This window comes from Pleionea sp. WD8-19 (assembly GCF_055326765.1).
This window is the reverse complement of the sequence record NZ_JBUZOU010000007.1, coordinates 46,603-64,306: the sequence shown is the minus strand read 5'-3', so window position 1 is coordinate 64,306 and position 17,704 is coordinate 46,603. Positions and strand designations below refer to the sequence as shown.

13 protein-coding genes are annotated in these 17,704 nt (G+C 42.7%); 7 read left to right on the top strand and 6 right to left on the bottom strand.

The annotated features are described in order from the left end of the window. Nucleotides 1–72 precede the first annotated feature (72 nt). Entirely contained in the window at nt 73–792 is a 720-nt protein-coding gene (bla, locus tag ACTUJY_RS10245; RefSeq protein WP_463615995.1) for a subclass B1 metallo-beta-lactamase, read from the top strand. An 86-nt stretch (nt 793–878) separates the two neighbouring features. Here the strand turns inward: bla and ACTUJY_RS10240 are convergent, their stop codons facing one another. Next, on the bottom strand, nt 879–2,873 hold the full coding sequence (locus ACTUJY_RS10240) for a S8 family serine peptidase (RefSeq protein ID WP_463615994.1): 1,995 nt from the start codon (nt 2,871–2,873) through the stop codon (nt 879–881). 132 nt (nt 2,874–3,005) lie between these two features. Between ACTUJY_RS10240 and ACTUJY_RS10235 the strand changes: the two genes are divergently transcribed. Next, nucleotides 3,006–3,137 carry a hypothetical protein gene (locus ACTUJY_RS10235; RefSeq protein WP_463615993.1) on the top strand — a complete coding sequence of 44 codons (132 nt, stop codon included), beginning with the start codon at nt 3,006–3,008 and terminating at the stop codon, nt 3,135–3,137. Nucleotides 3,138–3,192: 55 nt separating this feature from the next. Here ACTUJY_RS10235 and groL read toward each other — a convergent pair whose 3' ends face one another. Both groL and ACTUJY_RS10225 read right to left on the bottom strand, forming a co-directional pair. After that, nucleotides 3,193–4,824 carry a chaperonin GroEL gene (gene groL / locus ACTUJY_RS10230; protein WP_463615992.1) on the bottom strand — a complete coding sequence of 544 codons (1,632 nt, stop codon included), beginning with the start codon at nt 4,822–4,824 and terminating at the stop codon, nt 3,193–3,195. Further along, nucleotides 4,821–5,135, bottom strand: coding sequence for a co-chaperone GroES (locus ACTUJY_RS10225; RefSeq protein WP_463615991.1), 315 nt, complete (start codon nt 5,133–5,135; stop codon nt 4,821–4,823). The genes groL and ACTUJY_RS10225 overlap by 4 nt, the downstream gene beginning before the upstream one ends. 247 nt (nt 5,136–5,382) lie before the next feature. Between ACTUJY_RS10225 and ACTUJY_RS10220 the strand changes: the two genes are divergently transcribed. Beyond that, complete coding sequence (locus ACTUJY_RS10220) at nt 5,383–5,979, top strand: hypothetical protein (RefSeq protein ID WP_463615990.1); 597 nt, start codon at nt 5,383–5,385, stop codon at nt 5,977–5,979. Nucleotides 5,980–6,198: 219 nt separating this feature from the next. Then, nucleotides 6,199–7,494 carry an ABC transporter substrate-binding protein gene (locus tag ACTUJY_RS10215; RefSeq protein WP_463615989.1) on the top strand — a complete coding sequence of 432 codons (1,296 nt, stop codon included), beginning with the start codon at nt 6,199–6,201 and terminating at the stop codon, nt 7,492–7,494. Nucleotides 7,495–7,543: 49 nt separating this feature from the next. On the opposite strand, the gene ACTUJY_RS10210 is transcribed toward ACTUJY_RS10215, so the two are convergent. Continuing rightward, entirely contained in the window at nt 7,544–11,650 is a 4,107-nt protein-coding gene (locus ACTUJY_RS10210; RefSeq protein WP_463615988.1) for a two-component regulator propeller domain-containing protein, read from the bottom strand. Between the two features lie 316 nt (nt 11,651–11,966). Here ACTUJY_RS10210 and ACTUJY_RS10205 point away from each other — a divergent pair, with 316 nt between their 5' ends. Then, nucleotides 11,967–12,878: a Vgb family protein gene (locus tag ACTUJY_RS10205; RefSeq protein ID WP_463615987.1), complete on the top strand. Its 912-nt coding sequence runs from the start codon at nt 11,967–11,969 to the stop codon at nt 12,876–12,878. Nucleotides 12,879–12,945: 67 nt separating this feature from the next. On the opposite strand, the gene ACTUJY_RS10200 is transcribed toward ACTUJY_RS10205, so the two are convergent. After that, entirely contained in the window at nt 12,946–14,067 is a 1,122-nt protein-coding gene (locus tag ACTUJY_RS10200; RefSeq protein ID WP_463615986.1) for a serine hydrolase domain-containing protein, read from the bottom strand. Nucleotides 14,068–14,281: 214 nt separating this feature from the next. Here ACTUJY_RS10200 and ACTUJY_RS10195 point away from each other — a divergent pair, with 214 nt between their 5' ends. Next, on the top strand, nt 14,282–14,875 hold the full coding sequence (locus ACTUJY_RS10195; protein ID WP_463615985.1) for a DUF3011 domain-containing protein: 594 nt from the start codon (nt 14,282–14,284) through the stop codon (nt 14,873–14,875). A 198-nt stretch (nt 14,876–15,073) separates the two neighbouring features. Beyond that, a complete protein-coding gene (locus ACTUJY_RS10190) occupies nt 15,074–15,931 on the top strand; it encodes a hypothetical protein (RefSeq protein WP_463615984.1) in 858 nt (285 codons plus the stop codon). A gap of 137 nt (nt 15,932–16,068) precedes the next feature. Here ACTUJY_RS10190 and ACTUJY_RS10185 read toward each other — a convergent pair whose 3' ends face one another. Then, a complete protein-coding gene (locus ACTUJY_RS10185) occupies nt 16,069–17,667 on the bottom strand; it encodes a protein adenylyltransferase SelO (RefSeq protein ID WP_463615983.1) in 1,599 nt (532 codons plus the stop codon). Nucleotides 17,668–17,704: the final 37 nt, after the last annotated feature.

The window sequence follows — 17,704 nt, the reverse complement described above, 5'->3', positions numbered from 1 at the left end:
CGTGTACAAATCGTTAATTCGAGCACTTTATTGTGTCATGTTTTAACGATAATGACTGACGGAGTATTTTGAGTGAAGCGACTGCTTTTGTTATTTGTAATGATTTCGACGTTGGCTTTTGCGGATGATTCTGGGGAAATGGACATTTATGAAATTGCTGAAAATGTATTTTTGCATGTATCTTATCAACAAACGGACAAGTGGGGGCGCGTATCATCGAATGGTTTAGTTGTTGTCGATAAAAACAATGCTTATCTTATCGATACACCCTGGTCAGAAGAAGACACACAAACATTAGCGAGTTGGATTAAAGAGCGTGGCTTAACATTAAAGACCAGCCTATCGACACATTTTCATCGCGATCGAACTGCTGGAATCGCTTACTTAAATCAACAGGCTATTGATACATTTGCTTCCACGTTAACTAACCTAGCGCTTGAATCGAAGCAACTTGAAATAGCGAAAAAAGAATTTACGGAAAATGGTTTTTGGCTGGTCAAGGATGTCATTTACGCTTACTACCCAGGAGGTGGTCACTCTAATGACAACATTGTTGTTTGGATCCCTAAACACAAACTGTTATTTGGTGGATGTTTAGTTCGCAGTTTGGCTGCAACAACCTTAGGCAATACCGATGATGCTGTACTGGATGAGTGGTCATCTTCGGTTAACAATGTTTTGCTGCAATTTCCGGATGCGGAAGTGGTGATACCCGGGCACGGTAAAGCCGGCGATTTAAAACTGTTAGCCCATACGATTGAACTGGCCAATAAGTTTAACGCGAAGCCTTGATCATTTACGGTGAGAAATTAAGCAAGGGCGAACTTAACGTTCGCCCAAGTTTTGCCGACTAAGCAACGTTGTTGCTATGACAATATTTAAAAAGAAACGGTGACCTCTGCAGAACAAATCGAAGTACCGGCTTCACATATTTTATAAATATAGGTTCTGCCGCCTCGGTTATTGGTTGCATCGGTATGGAGGCCATCATTAGCCGTGGTAGTAATCAATGAACCGTCTCGATAAATATCGACGTTGGATCCATTGGCACCACTCCAGCTTAAATCAATATGATGCCGACCTCGGACTTTATAGCCGGATGCGGATAAATCGATATTGCCCCCAGAGCCATCGGATACGGTAACCGTTTGCGATGATGTGTCTGAAGCACCATCGTTATCAGTAACGGTTAACGCTACTGAGTAGTCACCTGCGGTAGCAAAAGTATGCGATGCGCTTTGTCCAATGGCCGTGTTACCGTCACCAAAATCCCAACTGTAACTGACAATATTGCCGTCACTGTCGCTGCTGCCACTGCCATCAAAATTGCAGCTCAAATCGCTACAGCTGAAAGTAAAGGCGCTCGTGGGTGGCGTGTTGGCACTGCCGCCATCGTAACTGCCAACAAGCGATACACCGGAGAAGCTGGTGTAACCTCTTACGGTAACAAAGTAAGTGCCGACTTGCGGAGAGGGGAAGCTGCAGCTTTCATTATTGCCCGAGGTATATGGGCGACAATCGTAATTGCTGTCGTTGGGTTTAGAGCCAAACTTCACATAAAGATCGGCATCGCCTGTGCCTCCTGACATATCAAACACCAGGTTGGTCGCACCGGCAGGCACATCCATTTTATATTCCAACTCGTCGCCACCGGCCCCGGATAAATTATTAACCGGAACGCCGTTTTCCAAGTTGGTGGGGTCAGGTGGTGGAGGTAACTCGCCGACATCGCACCCATTGGCAAACAGATCGAACATGGCTTTGGCTTTTACAATGCCCCAACCGTAGCTGTTATCTTTACCTGCGGTACCGCGATCTTCCGCCGATTTGGCCATGGCAGTACGCACTTGGTTATTGGTACAACTTGGGTAATGGCTCCATACCAAAGCGGCAACACCGGCAACGTGTGGCGTTGCCATGGAGGTACCCGACCATGCGGCATAAGTGTTATTGGGTAAGGTTGAAAGCACGCTTACACCCGGCGCAGCAATTTCTACCTGGCTGTTGTATTGCGAAAAGCTGGCTTTATTGCCACTGGAGTCGACCGCAGCAACCGACACTACGGAATCGTATGAGGCAGGGTAGGACATACTGCTGTTACCACCATTCCCGGCCGCAGCTACCGATAGTACGCCATTGGCAAAAGCGTTATCGAATGCACTTTCTTCCGCGCTACTTGGGGCGCCACCACCAAGACTCATGCTAATCACATTGGCGCCCGCTGCGGTACATTGATCGACCGCAGCAACTAAATCCGAGCCATAAGCCCAATTACCATTGTTGTCGAACACTTTCACCATATGCAGTTTTAGGTTACCGCTTGGGTTCACGCCAATGACCCCAACGCCGTTGTTGCCGAGTGCGGCGATCGTTCCGGAAACATGTGTCCCATGGCCGTGTCCATCTTCGAACCAGTTACCGGTATCGTAACTGCCGTATCCGTCGTCGCCAGTCACCCCTGAGTTGGGTAAGTCTTCATGACCTAAAGCGTATCCGGTGTCCATAATGCAAACGGTCATATTGCCGGTCAGCGAATCACTGACTTGTTCCGCTTCTACCATAGTAATGCCATAAGGCGTATCTTCGGCGAGCAAATAACGTTTGGGATCGACTTCGAGCAGTTCAACGTCGTTTCTTTTCTTGAGTTGTTGTGCTGCTTGTGCTGGTAAAGTCACCGACATCATGCGGTGTTTATCCAGCTCGCGCTTTAGCTGCCCTTGATTGTTTTTTACGGCGTGCAATAACGATACTTTGCTGCCTTCTTTAAACTTTACAATGTAGCGCTGATGATCGTCTTTGGCGTTAGCACTATTCGTTATGGCTAAAGCCGAAACGACAGCCGATATCAGTACGGATTTACGTTTACAAAACATAAGGCTGGTCCTTTTATGATTCGTTTTAATATCTATGAAAATGGTTTACTGAGGTAACGGTAAGAACCAACAGGAAATGCATAGAGCCTTTCTCACCATCGTTAAGCATTGGTTACATTCGAAAAGTGGGTTATGCAGAAAGCGACGAAAACTGTTCTGGATACGACAAATATTGGCCGTTATGGTGTTAAATCGCGTTGCCAAATAAGTATTGGCGCAGCAACACAAGGTGTGGCTTTGGTATTCAAAAAAATGGGGGCGTAAGCCCCCAATAAAATCACGACTTAAATAAAGGTGAAAAAACGTTATCGTTTCTTCATTAATAATCATAACCGTGGGCAGTAGAAGCCTCGGGCTTTTTTTCCTCCGACTTTTCAGCAACCATCACTTCGGTGGTTAACATCAAACCCGCGATGGATGCTGCATTTTGAAGCGCGGAACGAGTGACTTTGGTTGGATCGATAATGCCCATTTCCAACATGTCGCCGTACGCTTCTGTTTGTGCATTATAGCCCCACGAGGTGTGAGGGTTGGCACGCACTTTTTCAAGCACAACACTGCCATCAACACCTGCATTGGCTACAATTTGGCGGAAGGGTTCTTCCATGGCGCGAAGGGTGATTTTAATGCCCATTTGTTGATCGTCGTTGGCGCCTGAAAGTTTGTCGTTTCGAAGCTCATCAGCAACTCGAACCAAACTGATGCCACCTCCGGGAACGATGCCTTCTTCCACCGCTGCACGAGTAGCGTGCAGTGCATCATCGACGAGATCTTTTTTCTCCTTCATTTCAATTTCGGTTGCCGCACCCACTTTGATCACCGCGACTCCGCCAGACAGCTTCGCCAAACGTTCTTGCAGTTTTTCGCGATCGTAATCTGACGTGGTATTTTCTATTTCAGAGCGGATTTGTGCGATGCGTCCGTTAATGTCTTGCTTCTTACCTTCGCCATCAACAATGGTGGTATTTTCTTTGGTGATAACGACGCGCTTCGCGCTGCCCAATTGCTCCAACTCAACCTTTTCTAAAGACAGGCCAATTTCCTCGGATATCACCACTCCTCCAGACAGGGTCGCGATGTCTTCCAGCATGGCTTTACGACGGTCACCAAAACCAGGGGCTTTTACTGCGGCGGCTTTCAAAATTCCGCGTAGGTTATTGACCACTAACGTCGCCAATGCTTCGCCTTCTACGTCTTCCGCAATGATTAACAACGGACGACTGGCTTTGGATACGGCTTCTAATAAAGGAAGCAAATCGCGAATGTTGCTGATTTTTTTATCGAACAAAAGAATATAGGGATTATCCAGTTCAACATTCATTTTTTCTTGGTTCGTCACAAAGTAGGGTGAGAGGTAGCCGCGATCGAATTGCATGCCTTCTACAACCTCAAGCTCGTTTTGCAACGAACGGCCTTCTTCAACGGTGATGACGCCGTCACGTCCTACTTTATCCATGGCTTTTGCCAAGATTTCTCCAATGTCGTTATTCCAATTGGCAGAAACGGTAGCAACTTGTCCGATAGACTTTGTGTCATTACAGGGTTTGGATAAAGCGCTTAACTTTTCGATCGCTGCTTTTACGGTTTGATCGATTCCGCGCTTTAAGTCCATTGGATTCATACCCGCTGCAATGGCTTTATGGCCTTCCAATACCAGCGATTGCGCCAGTACCGTCGCCGTTGTGGTTCCATCACCTGCAACATCGGCTGTTTTGGATGCCACTTCTTTTACCATTTGAGCGCCCATGTTTTCAAACTTATCGGAGAGCTCAATTTCTTTCGCGACAGACACACCATCTTTGGTCACTCGTGGCGCGCCGAAACTTTTGTCGAGTACAACGTTGCGCCCTTTTGGACCCAGTGTCGCTTTTACTGCGTTGGCTAGGGTGTTCACACCGGAAAGCATGCGCTCTCGAGCATCACCCGCAAACTTTACGACTTTCGCACTCATGCTGCTTTCTCCTGTACATTGGTATTATCAAATATGGCTAAAATGTCAGACTCTTTGATCACCAAAAAAGTCTCACCATCGATTTTAATCTCGGTTCCTGAAAACTGGCTAAACAGAACACGGTCGCCAACATTGACGCTAAGTGCTCGGACTTTTCCATTTTTCAGTAAAGCGCCATCACCCACTGCGTAAACTTCTCCTTGAGTGGATTTTTCGGCGGCTTTGTCTGGAATGACGATGCCTCCTTTAGTCGTTGTTTCAGCGGCTAGGCGCTTCACAACCACTCGGTCGTACAGCGGTTTTAAATGCATAGGATTTCCTCCCATAAAAGGTTAAACATTACAGGTTTGTAGAAATCATAGTGTTCATTGAACCCCTATTAATTGGGAACTTCCTTGGGGCTCACTGGCTCTATATAGGCACATCGAATTTGATTTCAAGAGGAACAATGTAAAAATTTAGAAGATGCGATATTGAAAAGCAGAGGGCTGGAAATTACGCATTTGTAGACAGATTCATCTAAGCTTAAAAGACATTCTAAAAAGAGGAGGATGGTGGATGACTCGAGGTTCCGTTCCCACTTTTGAAAGAACGCTGACCGATTATTTTCGTCAACGACTTGAGCATTTCAGTGAAGCTATGGCTTCACCCCCACATGTGGATACGCTTTGGTACATGAGTAACCTGTTGGCGCGTTTCGGAGACAGTCGCCAATTATTCAGCTTGGAAGAAGGCAGTGTCAGTATTCGTCCATTAGCGCTCCTGTATAAGGATGCCCATGAAACCCAGGAACCCCGGCAGCGTTGTTTGTTTATGCGGCAATTGGGTGATTTGGCATTATTTCTTGGTGCGTTGTTCCCTGAAAACTATGCTCGCCGAGGAATTTTAAAGGATTATTTTGTTGGAATGGGCGGCGGGGCTTATGATTATTTGTCTGAAAACGCACCCCAAAACAGTCATATTTATTCGGAGCTCGCGGCGACCTTTACGCGAATGTTAGAGCTGATTGCTCGAGTGTGCTCAAGGGATAATGCCTTTGATGCAAACGATGTACTGAACCTTTATCAGCGGTGGCGGGAAACACGAAATCCTTTAATTGCTGAGCAACTGAAAGCATTGGGGCTTGAGGTTGTGGAGTCGGATGCCGTGCACTAAGGTAAGACTCTATCAATACCATTCACGGGTTGTTGTTTATTTGTTTGTCCATCGTTGTCACATTTGGAAAAGGTATTTTTTAGAAAAACGGTTGGTTTAATTTAAAAATTGATTTTACTGATAAGTTTTTAATGAGGAAGGTTCTTCAATCAACAATGCAGAACATTGACGGTAAGCTATGCTTATTGAATTAGTGTGGATGAGTCGCCGGTATAAATAGTGATTGCTAAGAAATTTTGGGTCTCTTTATTTTTATTAACCTTTACTGCATCCGTTACATCGCAGAGCGTAGACAAGTCAGAACCGTCTGACACCTTAGAGTCGTTATCGCTCGATGAACTTATGGCTGTACGAGTCAGTGGAGAATACCGGGGGCCGGGGATCTATCAAGCCCCTGATAATAAAGCGGATGCGGAAACTATCAATTTTGGACTTTTGATCCCGTTGGGCGACTTTCCTTACTATTCGGCAAGTTTAATTGCCGCGGCCGATTTAGCCGCAGAGAAGATTAATGCATCTGGAGGGATTAACGGAAAGCGACTGACTATTATTCGTGCCGACATCAATCATGCAAGGCATACAGCTGTGCAGTTTGCGGATAAGTTGATCGAAAAACACAATGCGGTTGCGCTGTTTGGCCCTGGAACATCTGAGTCGGTAAAGGATGTATTGCAGCAAGCTAGCATACCGAAAAAAATACCTTTAGTGACCGTTTCCGCGTCTTCCAATAAGCTGGTTGAACTTTCGAAGGAGCCTCTCTTTTGGCGAACGTCTCCCAATAACGATCAACAGGCAACGTCGATTGTTCACTTTCTTAAAAAAAAGAAACGATTTAAACGGGTTTTTCTTGTCAGTGGAAAAGGAATTTATGGAGAAGAGTTGTCAAGCAAAATAAGGCAGCTGTTGCCAAACAGCGTTTTAGGTGAGTTAACCTATAGCTCGCTCTTGAATATTGAGCAAATCCCTTTGCTTAGTGACATTGACAAAATAAAACGATTTAGACCGGATGCTGTGGTGTTTACCATTCACAGTAATATTATTGAGGATTACCTGATCGCGTTTGACCAACAATGGAATGTTCGCATGCCATTGTTGGTGGCTGGTGATATGTTGGTTAAAGGAAACGGAGATAAAGCAAAAAAGTTCAAAAATGTTGCACGTAAACTGCATATAGTTGTTAATGGTGGGCAGTTGCCCAAAAAAATTAAAGTTGACCTGCTAAAGAAGTTTAATTATGGCACGATTGGTTTCGATTCCGCCTATATGTATGATTCTGTCGTGCTGATGGCTTTAGCAACGGAAATCCAGCTTAAAACGGGAGCGCTTTTGCCGTCCATTATGAGTGAGCTGACTCAAGGAAGCGCTCGATTGAATGGTTTAAAACTCAAAGAAACAAGAAAAAACATCATAGGAAAAATGTCATTTCGTTATTTGGGTGCCAGCGGTAAAGTACGGTTTGATCCTCAAGGAAACAATCAATTTGCTGAAGTTTATGTTCACCGATATTTGAACTGAAATTCACGGTGAGCGTTTTATAAGTACTAAACGTTAAAGTAATGTTGTGCTATTGGCGATACTCCGAAGGTGTGCACCCAAATTGGGATTTAAAGCATTTAGTAAAATAGCTGTGCGATGAAAATCCTGTGTCTAATGCAACATAGCTTGCGCTGTTTCCTTCCAATAAGGCAATGCGTGCTTTTTCCAGACGGTATTGTTTTAAATACTCACTGGGTGTTATATCCGCAATGGCTTTTAATTTTCTAAACAGTTGTCGGCCGCTCATATTTAGCTGATCTGAAATGTGAGGTATGGTTAAGTCAGGAATTCCATGCAGTTTTTCAAGTACACGGTCCAGCTGTTGCATAAACATTTTCTGTTGCTGTTGCTCTTTGTTTAATGGAGAGGCATCTTTGCTCAATGACGGCGGACGGAACAATTGCTTAGCGAAACTCTTGCGTAATAACTGCCGAATTGAAAGAAGGTTTTTGATTCGTATGATTAACTCTTGCATATCAAACGGTTTTACCAGATACTCATCGATTTTGTAATTCCAACCTTGAATTTTACTCCCTTGGTCGGCTCTTGCCGTTAGTAAAATAATCGGAATATGATTGGTCTTATCATTTCCTCTGAGTTTTTGGGCAACTTCGAATCCATCCGCTAAAGGCATCATTACATCACTGATGATTAGATCGGGTATTTCGTTTGTTGCTATTTCGAGCCCCATTTCACCATTGTTGGCAAGACTTATTCGATATTCTGATTTTAGATTCTGGTAAATATAGTGCTGCATGTCTTGATTGTCTTCAATAACTAAAATGTGTTCCGACACAGAAGTGGAATCGCAAGTGGTATCATTGAAAGGCTCTGCGATTGTCGTGTTGTCATCATTTAATTTTAATGGTTCAACTGTTCGTTCACGACTTGTTAACGTGTGTTCAATGGAGCTTTCATTGATGCTGCAAATAGGAAAGTAAAGGGTTACTTCGGTCCCTCGGTCAAGTAAACTGTTAATTTCAATTGAACCATCATGCGCTTCAACTAATTCTTTAACCAACGCCAACCCTAGTCCGATACCTGGTATATCCTGTTTTATGACCGCTTTTTGCCTATAAAATCGATTGAAAATGTGGTCCTGATCGAACTTTGATATACCAATTCCAGTGTCTTTAACTTGAATTTTTAAATCGTTATTTTTCGTTCTAAGGCTGCTGACCGTGACACTGCCTCCATCGGGGGTGTATTTAATTGCGTTTGATATTAGGTTGAACATTATTTTGTCAAGCGCATCTTGAGTCATACTTAAGTAAGCTGGACAAAGTTCGTCAACGGTGAGCTCAATATTCTTGTTGTTAGCTAAAACCCTAAAGGCGTCTAAAGTTACCCGAATAATTTTTTCGCTGGGTTGAAGTTTTCTATCATGAATGGCTTGAATACGTACACTTTCAATGTTGAGTAGTTGGTCGACCATTCTTAACAGTTGATTGCCATTACGACGAATGGTTTTGAGTTGCTTGATGTGCGGTTGAGCGCCAAGCGAGACGATCTTTTGCGTGTTGTTATTTTCGAGGCTATCAAGCAAATCCGTAGTGTTTCCGAGAATTAAAGTGAGTGGCGTACGAAATTCGTGTGAAATGTTGGCCAGCTCTTGGTTTTTTATCGATAATAATTTTTCCACTTTACTTTTTTCATTGACAAGTTGTTGAGTGCTATTTTCAACGGCAACTGCCAAGGTTTTTGTTCGATGTTCAAGTACACGGGTTCGATATTTAACCATCATTAAAATGAGAGAGGCACTTAAAATAATATAACCCATCAGCGCCCACCAAGAAGTCCATGGTGAGGGCAATATTTTAATATCAAGAGTTATTGGGATGTTAGTCCATACACCATGTGAGTTTGAGGCCTTTACTTTAAATCGATAGTCACCTGAAGGAAGGTTGCTGTAATTGGCTCTACGGTTGTCTGAGTCGGTATAAATCCATTCACTGTCCCAATTTTCAAGCATGTAGGCGTACTGATTATTCGATGAGTGAGTGTAGTGAAATCCTGCAAACTCAAATCCAAATGCGTAGTCTTTATGGGACAGCTCTAAATGGCTTGTTGCTTGTATGTCGGTCGTCTGCTTGAATTTCGCTTTAAAATCTTTGGGAGAAAGTGATTTGTTGAAATAAAAAAACTTTGTTAAAGCCACTTGGGGTGGTGTTGAGTTTTGTTCAATCTCGTTTACATGAAATCGAACCAGGCCTTTTTGATTACCAAAATAAAGAACCTCACCCTGATCGTTAAGCGTAGCTTGGGTGAAGGAGGAACGGGGTAAACCATGACTTTCATTGAAGTTTGAAATTTCATCGGTGTCATAGTTAATCTGACTGATACCTGTTTTGCCAGAAATCCAAACATCACCATTTTTCGTTTGAGTTATCGCAGAAAAACCTTTAATCACGGGGAGTTCCGTTAAGTCTGTGTAACTTTTTAATTGTTGGCCAATAGTGTTATAAACGAATAGTCCAATATGATTTATGCCTATCCATACTCGATCTCGATTGTCTATGAATAAAAGGTGAACCGCCTCTTTGGTATAGGGGAAGCCTGTCCAATTAATTGGAACGAGACGCTCTTTTTGATCAATGGTCATGATTCCTCGCCAGCTCGCGATAAAAAGTTGTTCGTTACTTGATTTCACGAGTTTGTAATAGGCATTGCCGGGCGAGGTTAATCCAATTGGATTGAGTTGCTTAATGGCCTTTGTTTTTTGATCTAAGAGGTATAGCCCAGAATAGGCTGCTAAATAGGTGCCTATGCCTGGGACAACCAAAGTATCCATAATGGCTCTTGGCACTTCTCCTTTGGTGGCCATCTCTACAGCTTTATGGTTCGCAGTATCTATTGTGTGTAGCCCTAAATTACTTGATACGTAAAGCAGGCGATGGTCGTTGGGGTCGGAAAAAATTGCGTAAATTTGTTCGTTTGCGAGAATTAGATTTCCGCTGGTCGTTGTTATACCCCGTTGGCATTCACCATTGATTAGATTCGTTTTTATTAAACCTTGCTTCGTTCCAAGCCAAAGGCCATCCGCTTGATCGGCATGCATCGAAAAAATAAGTTGTTCGGAAGTACAAGACAAACTGTTATTTTCTTGAGTGAAAAACTCAAATGGAAGTGTTGCTGGATCCAGTGTTTTCAAGCCATCCGATGAACTGCTGGTCCACAATATGTGGCTTTCATCGACAAAAATTGTCAAAAACCTTTGCTTATGGAAATAAGCATCGAAGTAAATGCTGTCGTTACTTTTATAGTGTAATCCATGCTCAAAGGTGGCAACCCATAACCCATTATTATTGTCTTCAACAATGGACATGATATACATGTGTGATAGCTCGGGGTAAATCGGTGTTAATGACAAGGTATCGGGTGAAAGCTCATAAACGCCTTTGCTTGTACCTATAAGAAGTGTACCGTCTTTTTTTTTCAATATTGTCTGGGCTTTTATCGTTTGAGGTTGGTTATTATTAACAACAGTCGGTAGGGTCAAAAAATTCTGCTCGTTGCGAGCTTTTATGACCAGTCCTTTGTGGGTTGCGGCGATAAGACGTTGTTGATTGTCTTCTACAATCGCTCGTACTCTTGGTACAGCACCAAGCGAATGAGTCAGTGAGTCGAATTTTTTGACTTCAGAAAAGTCGTGAGATAGCTGAAGTACTCCTTCATTGGTTGCCAGCCAAACTGTCTGCGCGCTATCGGGTGTTATGGCGAAAACTTGAAAATCAGAAAGTAATAAATTGTCGTTAACGCGACGTTCCACTTTTTCTATTGACTGGGTCTCTTTGTTTACTCGACCCAATCCAGCGTAGGTGCCAAGCCAAACTTGGTTTTGCGAATCTACAAATATCGCTCGAATATGATTCAGTGCTGCACTTTTAATGTCGTTGTTACTGCTATAACGGACAAAATCATAACCATCGTACTGGTAAAGTCCATCGGCGCTTCCTAACCAGATGTATCCGTTTTGGTCTTGTGCAATAGACCAATAAACGTCGCCTTCTACTTCTTGCGGGTTGAACACCGGACGAAATCCAAGTGTTTTCGTATGGGTAAGAAGCGTAAAAAATAAAGCAAGAAGACCTACCATGTATTTGCACAATCGATGGGATAGGAAGTGTAATTTCAAAGTCGCGTCTCCAACAGCTCGTTTAGCGAATTGAGTTTTCAACGCTACCAAGCAGTTGCTTTATTGTCTATGACCTATCTGCCATTCACTAGCAATGGTAAGACATTTCTCGTGGTATTTGATTAGGCTTTATAGAGGGTTGGTTGATTTAGTTTTTTAAAAACAATGAGTTAGATTGTATTGGATAAATGTCCGTTTACTGCTAAGCATTGTCCAAGCTTTACTACAAATATCGTGACAATTGTTTTCATAATACCTCTCTCGCATTTTTTTCGGTGAAAACCGTTGCACAATAATCAATAAAGGAGACGTGTCGATGAAAACATTAAGCTTAAAATTTAGCCTAATCATTTCGTTGTTTTACTTTTTTTCACAGTGGGTATCCGCTGATGTCATAACCATTGCTGAGTTACCAGCGGCTTATAACGATGGTATTTCAATGGATAATCAAAACCGAATTTTAATTTCGAATATCGGCCGATTTGATGAACAAAATCAACTTACAGGAAGTCAGGTATTTGGTTTGGACATCCACGGCAACTCATCGGTTCGATTGGAAAACTTAAGTGGTCCAATGGGGAGTGTGTTCGATAATCGTGGAAATTTTTACGTAGCGAGCTTGAACAGTGGTGACGTATATAAACGCGACAGTTTCGGCGAGTTGTCGTTGTTTGCAACGATCCCCGCATCGAGTGGCGGTGGAATGGCGTTTAGTAGCTCAAGAGGATTGTTCGTGACCAGTTGTTACGATGGTGGAATTTATCGGATTGATAATAGCGGATACGTAGAATTGTTTTCAAATGATCCATTGTTAGTTGCGTGCCCGATAGGTATAACATTTGACCATCGTAATAATATGTACGTTGGCAATTATTCGGATGGAAAAATAATCAAGATCGATGGTGACGATAACGTCTCAGAACTTGTTACCATGGAAGAGGCAGGAAACAATATCGGTTACTTGGTATTTGCAGCAGGAAGCCTTTATACAACCAGTTTATTTACCAATAAAATTTACAAGGTAACCTTAAATGGCGAAATCAGTGTGTTTGCTGGAACAGGAGAATATGGGCATATTGACGGTCCGAATCACTCAGCCGCGTTTCAACTCCCTAACGGAATCGCTACCAATAAACAACAAAATGCTCTCTTTATTACAGAATACTTTTCACCCTATGTTCGAAAAATAGACATTACACCGTCAATTTGGCGCCCATACAACCCATAGCGGGTAAGTCATCGGTCCATAAAGTAGAAACGTTATCCAATGGTTGTTTGTCGTGGATAAACTCGATTTAACTTTCGGATAAACTTCTCAAGATATATTTTTCCATAATTTCAAATGGCTGGCGCATATAATATGCGCTGCCATAATTACTGCCTGTGAATACGGCGACTAAATTAACTTCGGGTAAAACAAATATAAATTGTCCGCCATTGCCGGCGGCATAATAACCCGCAAGCTTTTTGTTGCCTACTTTGAAATGATAGCGCCACCATAGATAACCATAACCTTCAACTTGTTGTTGGCTATCAAAAGGAAAATGAACTTTTGTGGATTTTTGGATCCATTGGGGCGATATGAGTTGTTGTCCTTGCCAATGCCCATTATTCAAGTACAAAAGGCCTAGCTTAAGCATTTCACGACTTGTCATTTGAGAAGTGGTTATCGCATTATTGTTTATTTTAAGTGGATTCATTATCGTTTCTTGATAAAGCTCGGCAATATGCTTTTTCGCTGCAAGTGTTATGATTGCGGATAAAAAAGTAGGTACTGCATCGTTGTAATTAAATTGAGTGCCTGGTGACGATTCCATCGGTAAATCAAGAACCCATTTAAATGGGTCGGCTTGATCATGCATTTTAAAACCGCAGTGTTCTTTATAGTCGGTAATTGAACCACACTGCCAGCCGGTGGTCATCGTCAACAGATGCTTTAGTTTGATATTTTTTTTGTTATCATCCCAGTGGTTATAGTGTTCATATCGAATGAACCGGTAAAGGCTTTCCTCTTCACTTTCAATGTAGCCCTTGTCAATAGCAACACCGACCATTGCTGAAAGAATACTCTTTGTTAAAGAGGCCATCGGATGAGGCGTATCCCTGCGATAACCATTGTAGTAACGCTCAAATATCAATTTTCCATTTCGTGCAATGAGCATACTGTTGATGTTCGAATAATCTTTATTATGTTGAATCATGGGGGTAACCGTGCCCATGTCCAGCTCGTATATTTCATGGGCCGCTTTTTTTAATAGCTGGCTGTCCATTTTTTCTGTTTTCGGTGAGCTGGCTTCAAGTCCGTCTTCCAGTTGAACGGGTTGGTTGGAGGTTATGACACATCCTGTGAGCAGCAAGAAACATAGGGTGGTTAATACACATTTAATTGTGACTCTATCATCGGTTGTCCAATGCATATTCGTATTCTTTATTGAAAAATGTATTTAACTCAGCTTAATCATACCTTTTTTTAAATCAAGAAAAATTTTGGTTTGTTGGCTTTCGATTAACCATTTCTAACCGATTTGTCTGAATATTACCAGCATTTGGCCAATGATTGATAAGCCTTTTTCGAGCGACATACTAATCTAGAGGTCGCCAATTTTGGCCGTTTAAATTTGAGGAAGTCGTATGAAGAAATTGTTTTACCTTTTAATCCTAACCTCGCTAATTTTGTTATCTGAAGCGGTAAATGCCTCTGGTGAAATTAAGCGTTTGAGTGAAATATCAGTACTTTGTGAAAGTATTTATGGTGAAGACGAAGTTTGTGACTTACCCACAAATTACCATGAACGAACAAATGAACTGAATTGGCTTGATATTCATTCGACAGCGACGTGTTCTGGTAATTACTCCTTTTCAGCCGATGGAAGAAAACTCACGGTTAAAAATGGCTGCCGAGCAACGTTTACCTATGTGCCGAAAAGTTCGGTATTAACTTATTCCTTTAATTGCAGCAGTGTCGATTATGGCTTTGCCGATTGTCGAAATTTGGGTTTGACGAGAAAGTCTCGTGTTTGGATGTCTGAGCGTTACTCCGAAAGCTGGTGCCCTCAACCTGACGTATGGGCTCAAAATGATGTGAGTTATGTTGATATTTCAGTGAATAGTGGATGTCGTGGAAAATTTAATGTCGTCGTAGAAAGTGCTGGTGGCTCTGGAAGTGGAACGGGCGGAGGTTCAGGTGGTGGTGATGGTAATGATGGCTCGATGCAGAGACATTAGTGGCTAATTTAAATAAAAACTTCGCCTATCAATTGATTTTATAAAATTCATTTGTAATTAGTGAGATAAATTCCTATGTATAGAAATATTTTGGTTGTTTTAGTGGTGTTATTTTCCAGTTCGATATTTGCATCGGTAAAGTATATAAATTGTGATAATTGCAGCGACTGGTCGCAACAAAATTCGGCGAGAAAAATTATGAAAAAAAGCGGTGATAAGCTGCTCATTTTTAACAATGCAACGCAAGTTCTAAAAAAATGGGGGTTAACTTACAATTCTGGAGGTTCGGGTGAAGAAGGCGAGGGCGGTGATTACGATCCTTATAAAGTTGTAAGGCTGTCGTTGTCGTCAAGTGACATAGCATTTCAAAACTCGCTAAAAGAGGTGTTGGCAAAAGAGCTAAGTCTTGCCGCTACACTTTTACAAAAATCACCGAATGTTTACGAAGTTGAAGTGAATATAGGCGCGAACGGAGCTTATAACTCTGTGAGTACACACGCGTTAGACAATTCCAACACGGCGTCGGGCGCTGTTTTTCAATTGCTTCAAGAGTCGGATTACGCTACCTGGACTGAGTTTCAAAATGCAGTTGACCATTATCAACAAAAAAGGGAGGAAACGATTAGCACGTCGATCACCGTGAATGAGGTTGCTACTGCGGGTGCCGGCTATTCGTTTGGACCTGGATTAAAACAGTTTGAAGTCATAATCAACTACCCGGATGGAAGTGAAGGTGTCTTTAGAGTGGATATCAGTGTTGTGCAAACTTCGCGAGCACTTGAAGCAAGTTTTGTTATCGTAAGTGGAACTACAGCAACAGGAACGCCATTAGCCGTAAATCAAAACACCATTTCAAACGTTTATGGTCGAACCTATTATGGTGATGAGGTCGATCTTCAATCTTTAACCGGTGTTATTGAAAATAACAGTGGTATAGTCGAACACATTTGCAGTACGACTTCGCAAAGACTGACTTGCGGATCAAAAACAGTAAAACTCGATGGCAAATGGGTGCATATTGCACAGTGTGACCATTATTCACCTCAAGGTTGTTAGTTATTGCGTGGGATATACCTTTATGCAACGCAAGTAATGGTATGACGCATTCGTAAACGTTATCGGTGAAGTATTTTACACCGAACTCTGTACTCTTCTTGTAATCGAGAAGAGTACAAAGAGCGATAAAACCTCAATTACGAACTGCATGAAAGCATCGAGCACCCCACCTTATGTTTCGCCCAATCGGGGCGTTTGTTCGTATAGTCACTTTCTTCCGAGCTGATCTGGTAAGGCGTTCGTAACAGACGCATTAGATTCTGTATTTCAGAGTAATCGCCGTTGTGCGCTTTATCGATAGCCTGTTGTGCCAGGTAGTTGCGTAAAATAAATTTAGGATTTGCTTTACGCATGAGCGACAGCCGAGAATCATCACTCAAAGTCTGAGTTCGTAACTGGTTGCAATAAAGGTTTAGCCACTGCTTGAACTCTTCGGCATATTTTTTCTGCTTATCAATATTGTAAAACACATCGTTGAACAATGATGCGTCTGGCTGAGATACATCGAGTGATTCTAACCGGGTAAAAAATAAGGTAAAGTCGATCTCTGCATCGTACATCAGTTGATAGGCTCGGTTGATCACACTGGCGTTGTCTTCGATGTTATCGGCTAGATTATCCAGCCCAAACTTTCGACATTGCATGTTCAGCATGCCTTCTCTAAGTGTCGCGTCATAAAGTTGTATGCCTTGTTCAAAAATGGAATGATCGTCAACAACACTTGCCAGCGCATTGGCTAAACATATTAGGTTCCAACGTGCTATGGCGGGTTGATTTGAAAAACGGTAACGTCGCCCTTGTGCATCGGTTGTATTGGGTGTCCAGTTAGGATCGTAATTATCAAGCCAGCCGTAAGGTCCAAAATCAATGGTTAAGCCCAAAATAGACATATTGTCGGTATTCATTACACCATGTACAAAACCAACGCGTTGCCATTCGATGATCATTTGTGCCGTACTTTGGCATACTTCTGCGAACCAGGATTTCATTTTCTTTTCACGCGGTCCGGTTAAATGTGGAAAATCTCTTTGCAAAGTAAAGTCGATTAATTGATTGAGAACATCAAACTCTTGGCGGGCGGCAAAAATTTCAAAATTTCCGAAGCGGGTAAACGAGGGTGAAACACGGCACACAATTGCACCAGGCTCAGGAGCCGGGTTGCCGTCGTACATTACATCGCGGACGATGTCTTCTCCGGTGGTTAACAAACTTAATGCTCGCGTTGTGGGAATGCCTAAGTGGTGCATCGCTTCGCTGCATAAAAACTCGCGAATGGAAGAGCGTAATACCGCACGACCATCGGCCGTTCGCGAATAGGGGGTTAGCCCAGCCCCTTTGAGTTGCATTTCCCAGCGTTTGTTGTTGTGTACCAGTTCGGCGATGGTAATAGCGCGTCCATCACCCAGTTGACCGGCCCAATGGCCAAACTGATGACCGCCGTAACAAGCGGCGTAAGGTACGGCATCTTTTAACGAGGTATTTCCACTTAAAAACTCAGTAACGAATCGTGAGTGCATATCGTCTTCGGTGAGTCCCAATGCGTCTGCCATTTCGGAAAAATAGGCGATGAGTTGCGGTGCTTTTACCGTTGTTGTTGGGCAATGATGCCAACAGATTCTGGGTGTTTGTTGCGGACGGTTACTTGGTGTATGAGTGCCTGGCAATTGCTCTATATAGCATTGCGAGAGCTTAGCGTTGAGTTTTGCTTCGGTTGTAGAGGTTCGTGGAGTAGACATAAAATAATTTATAACTCGTAAACTTGGTAATAGGTAG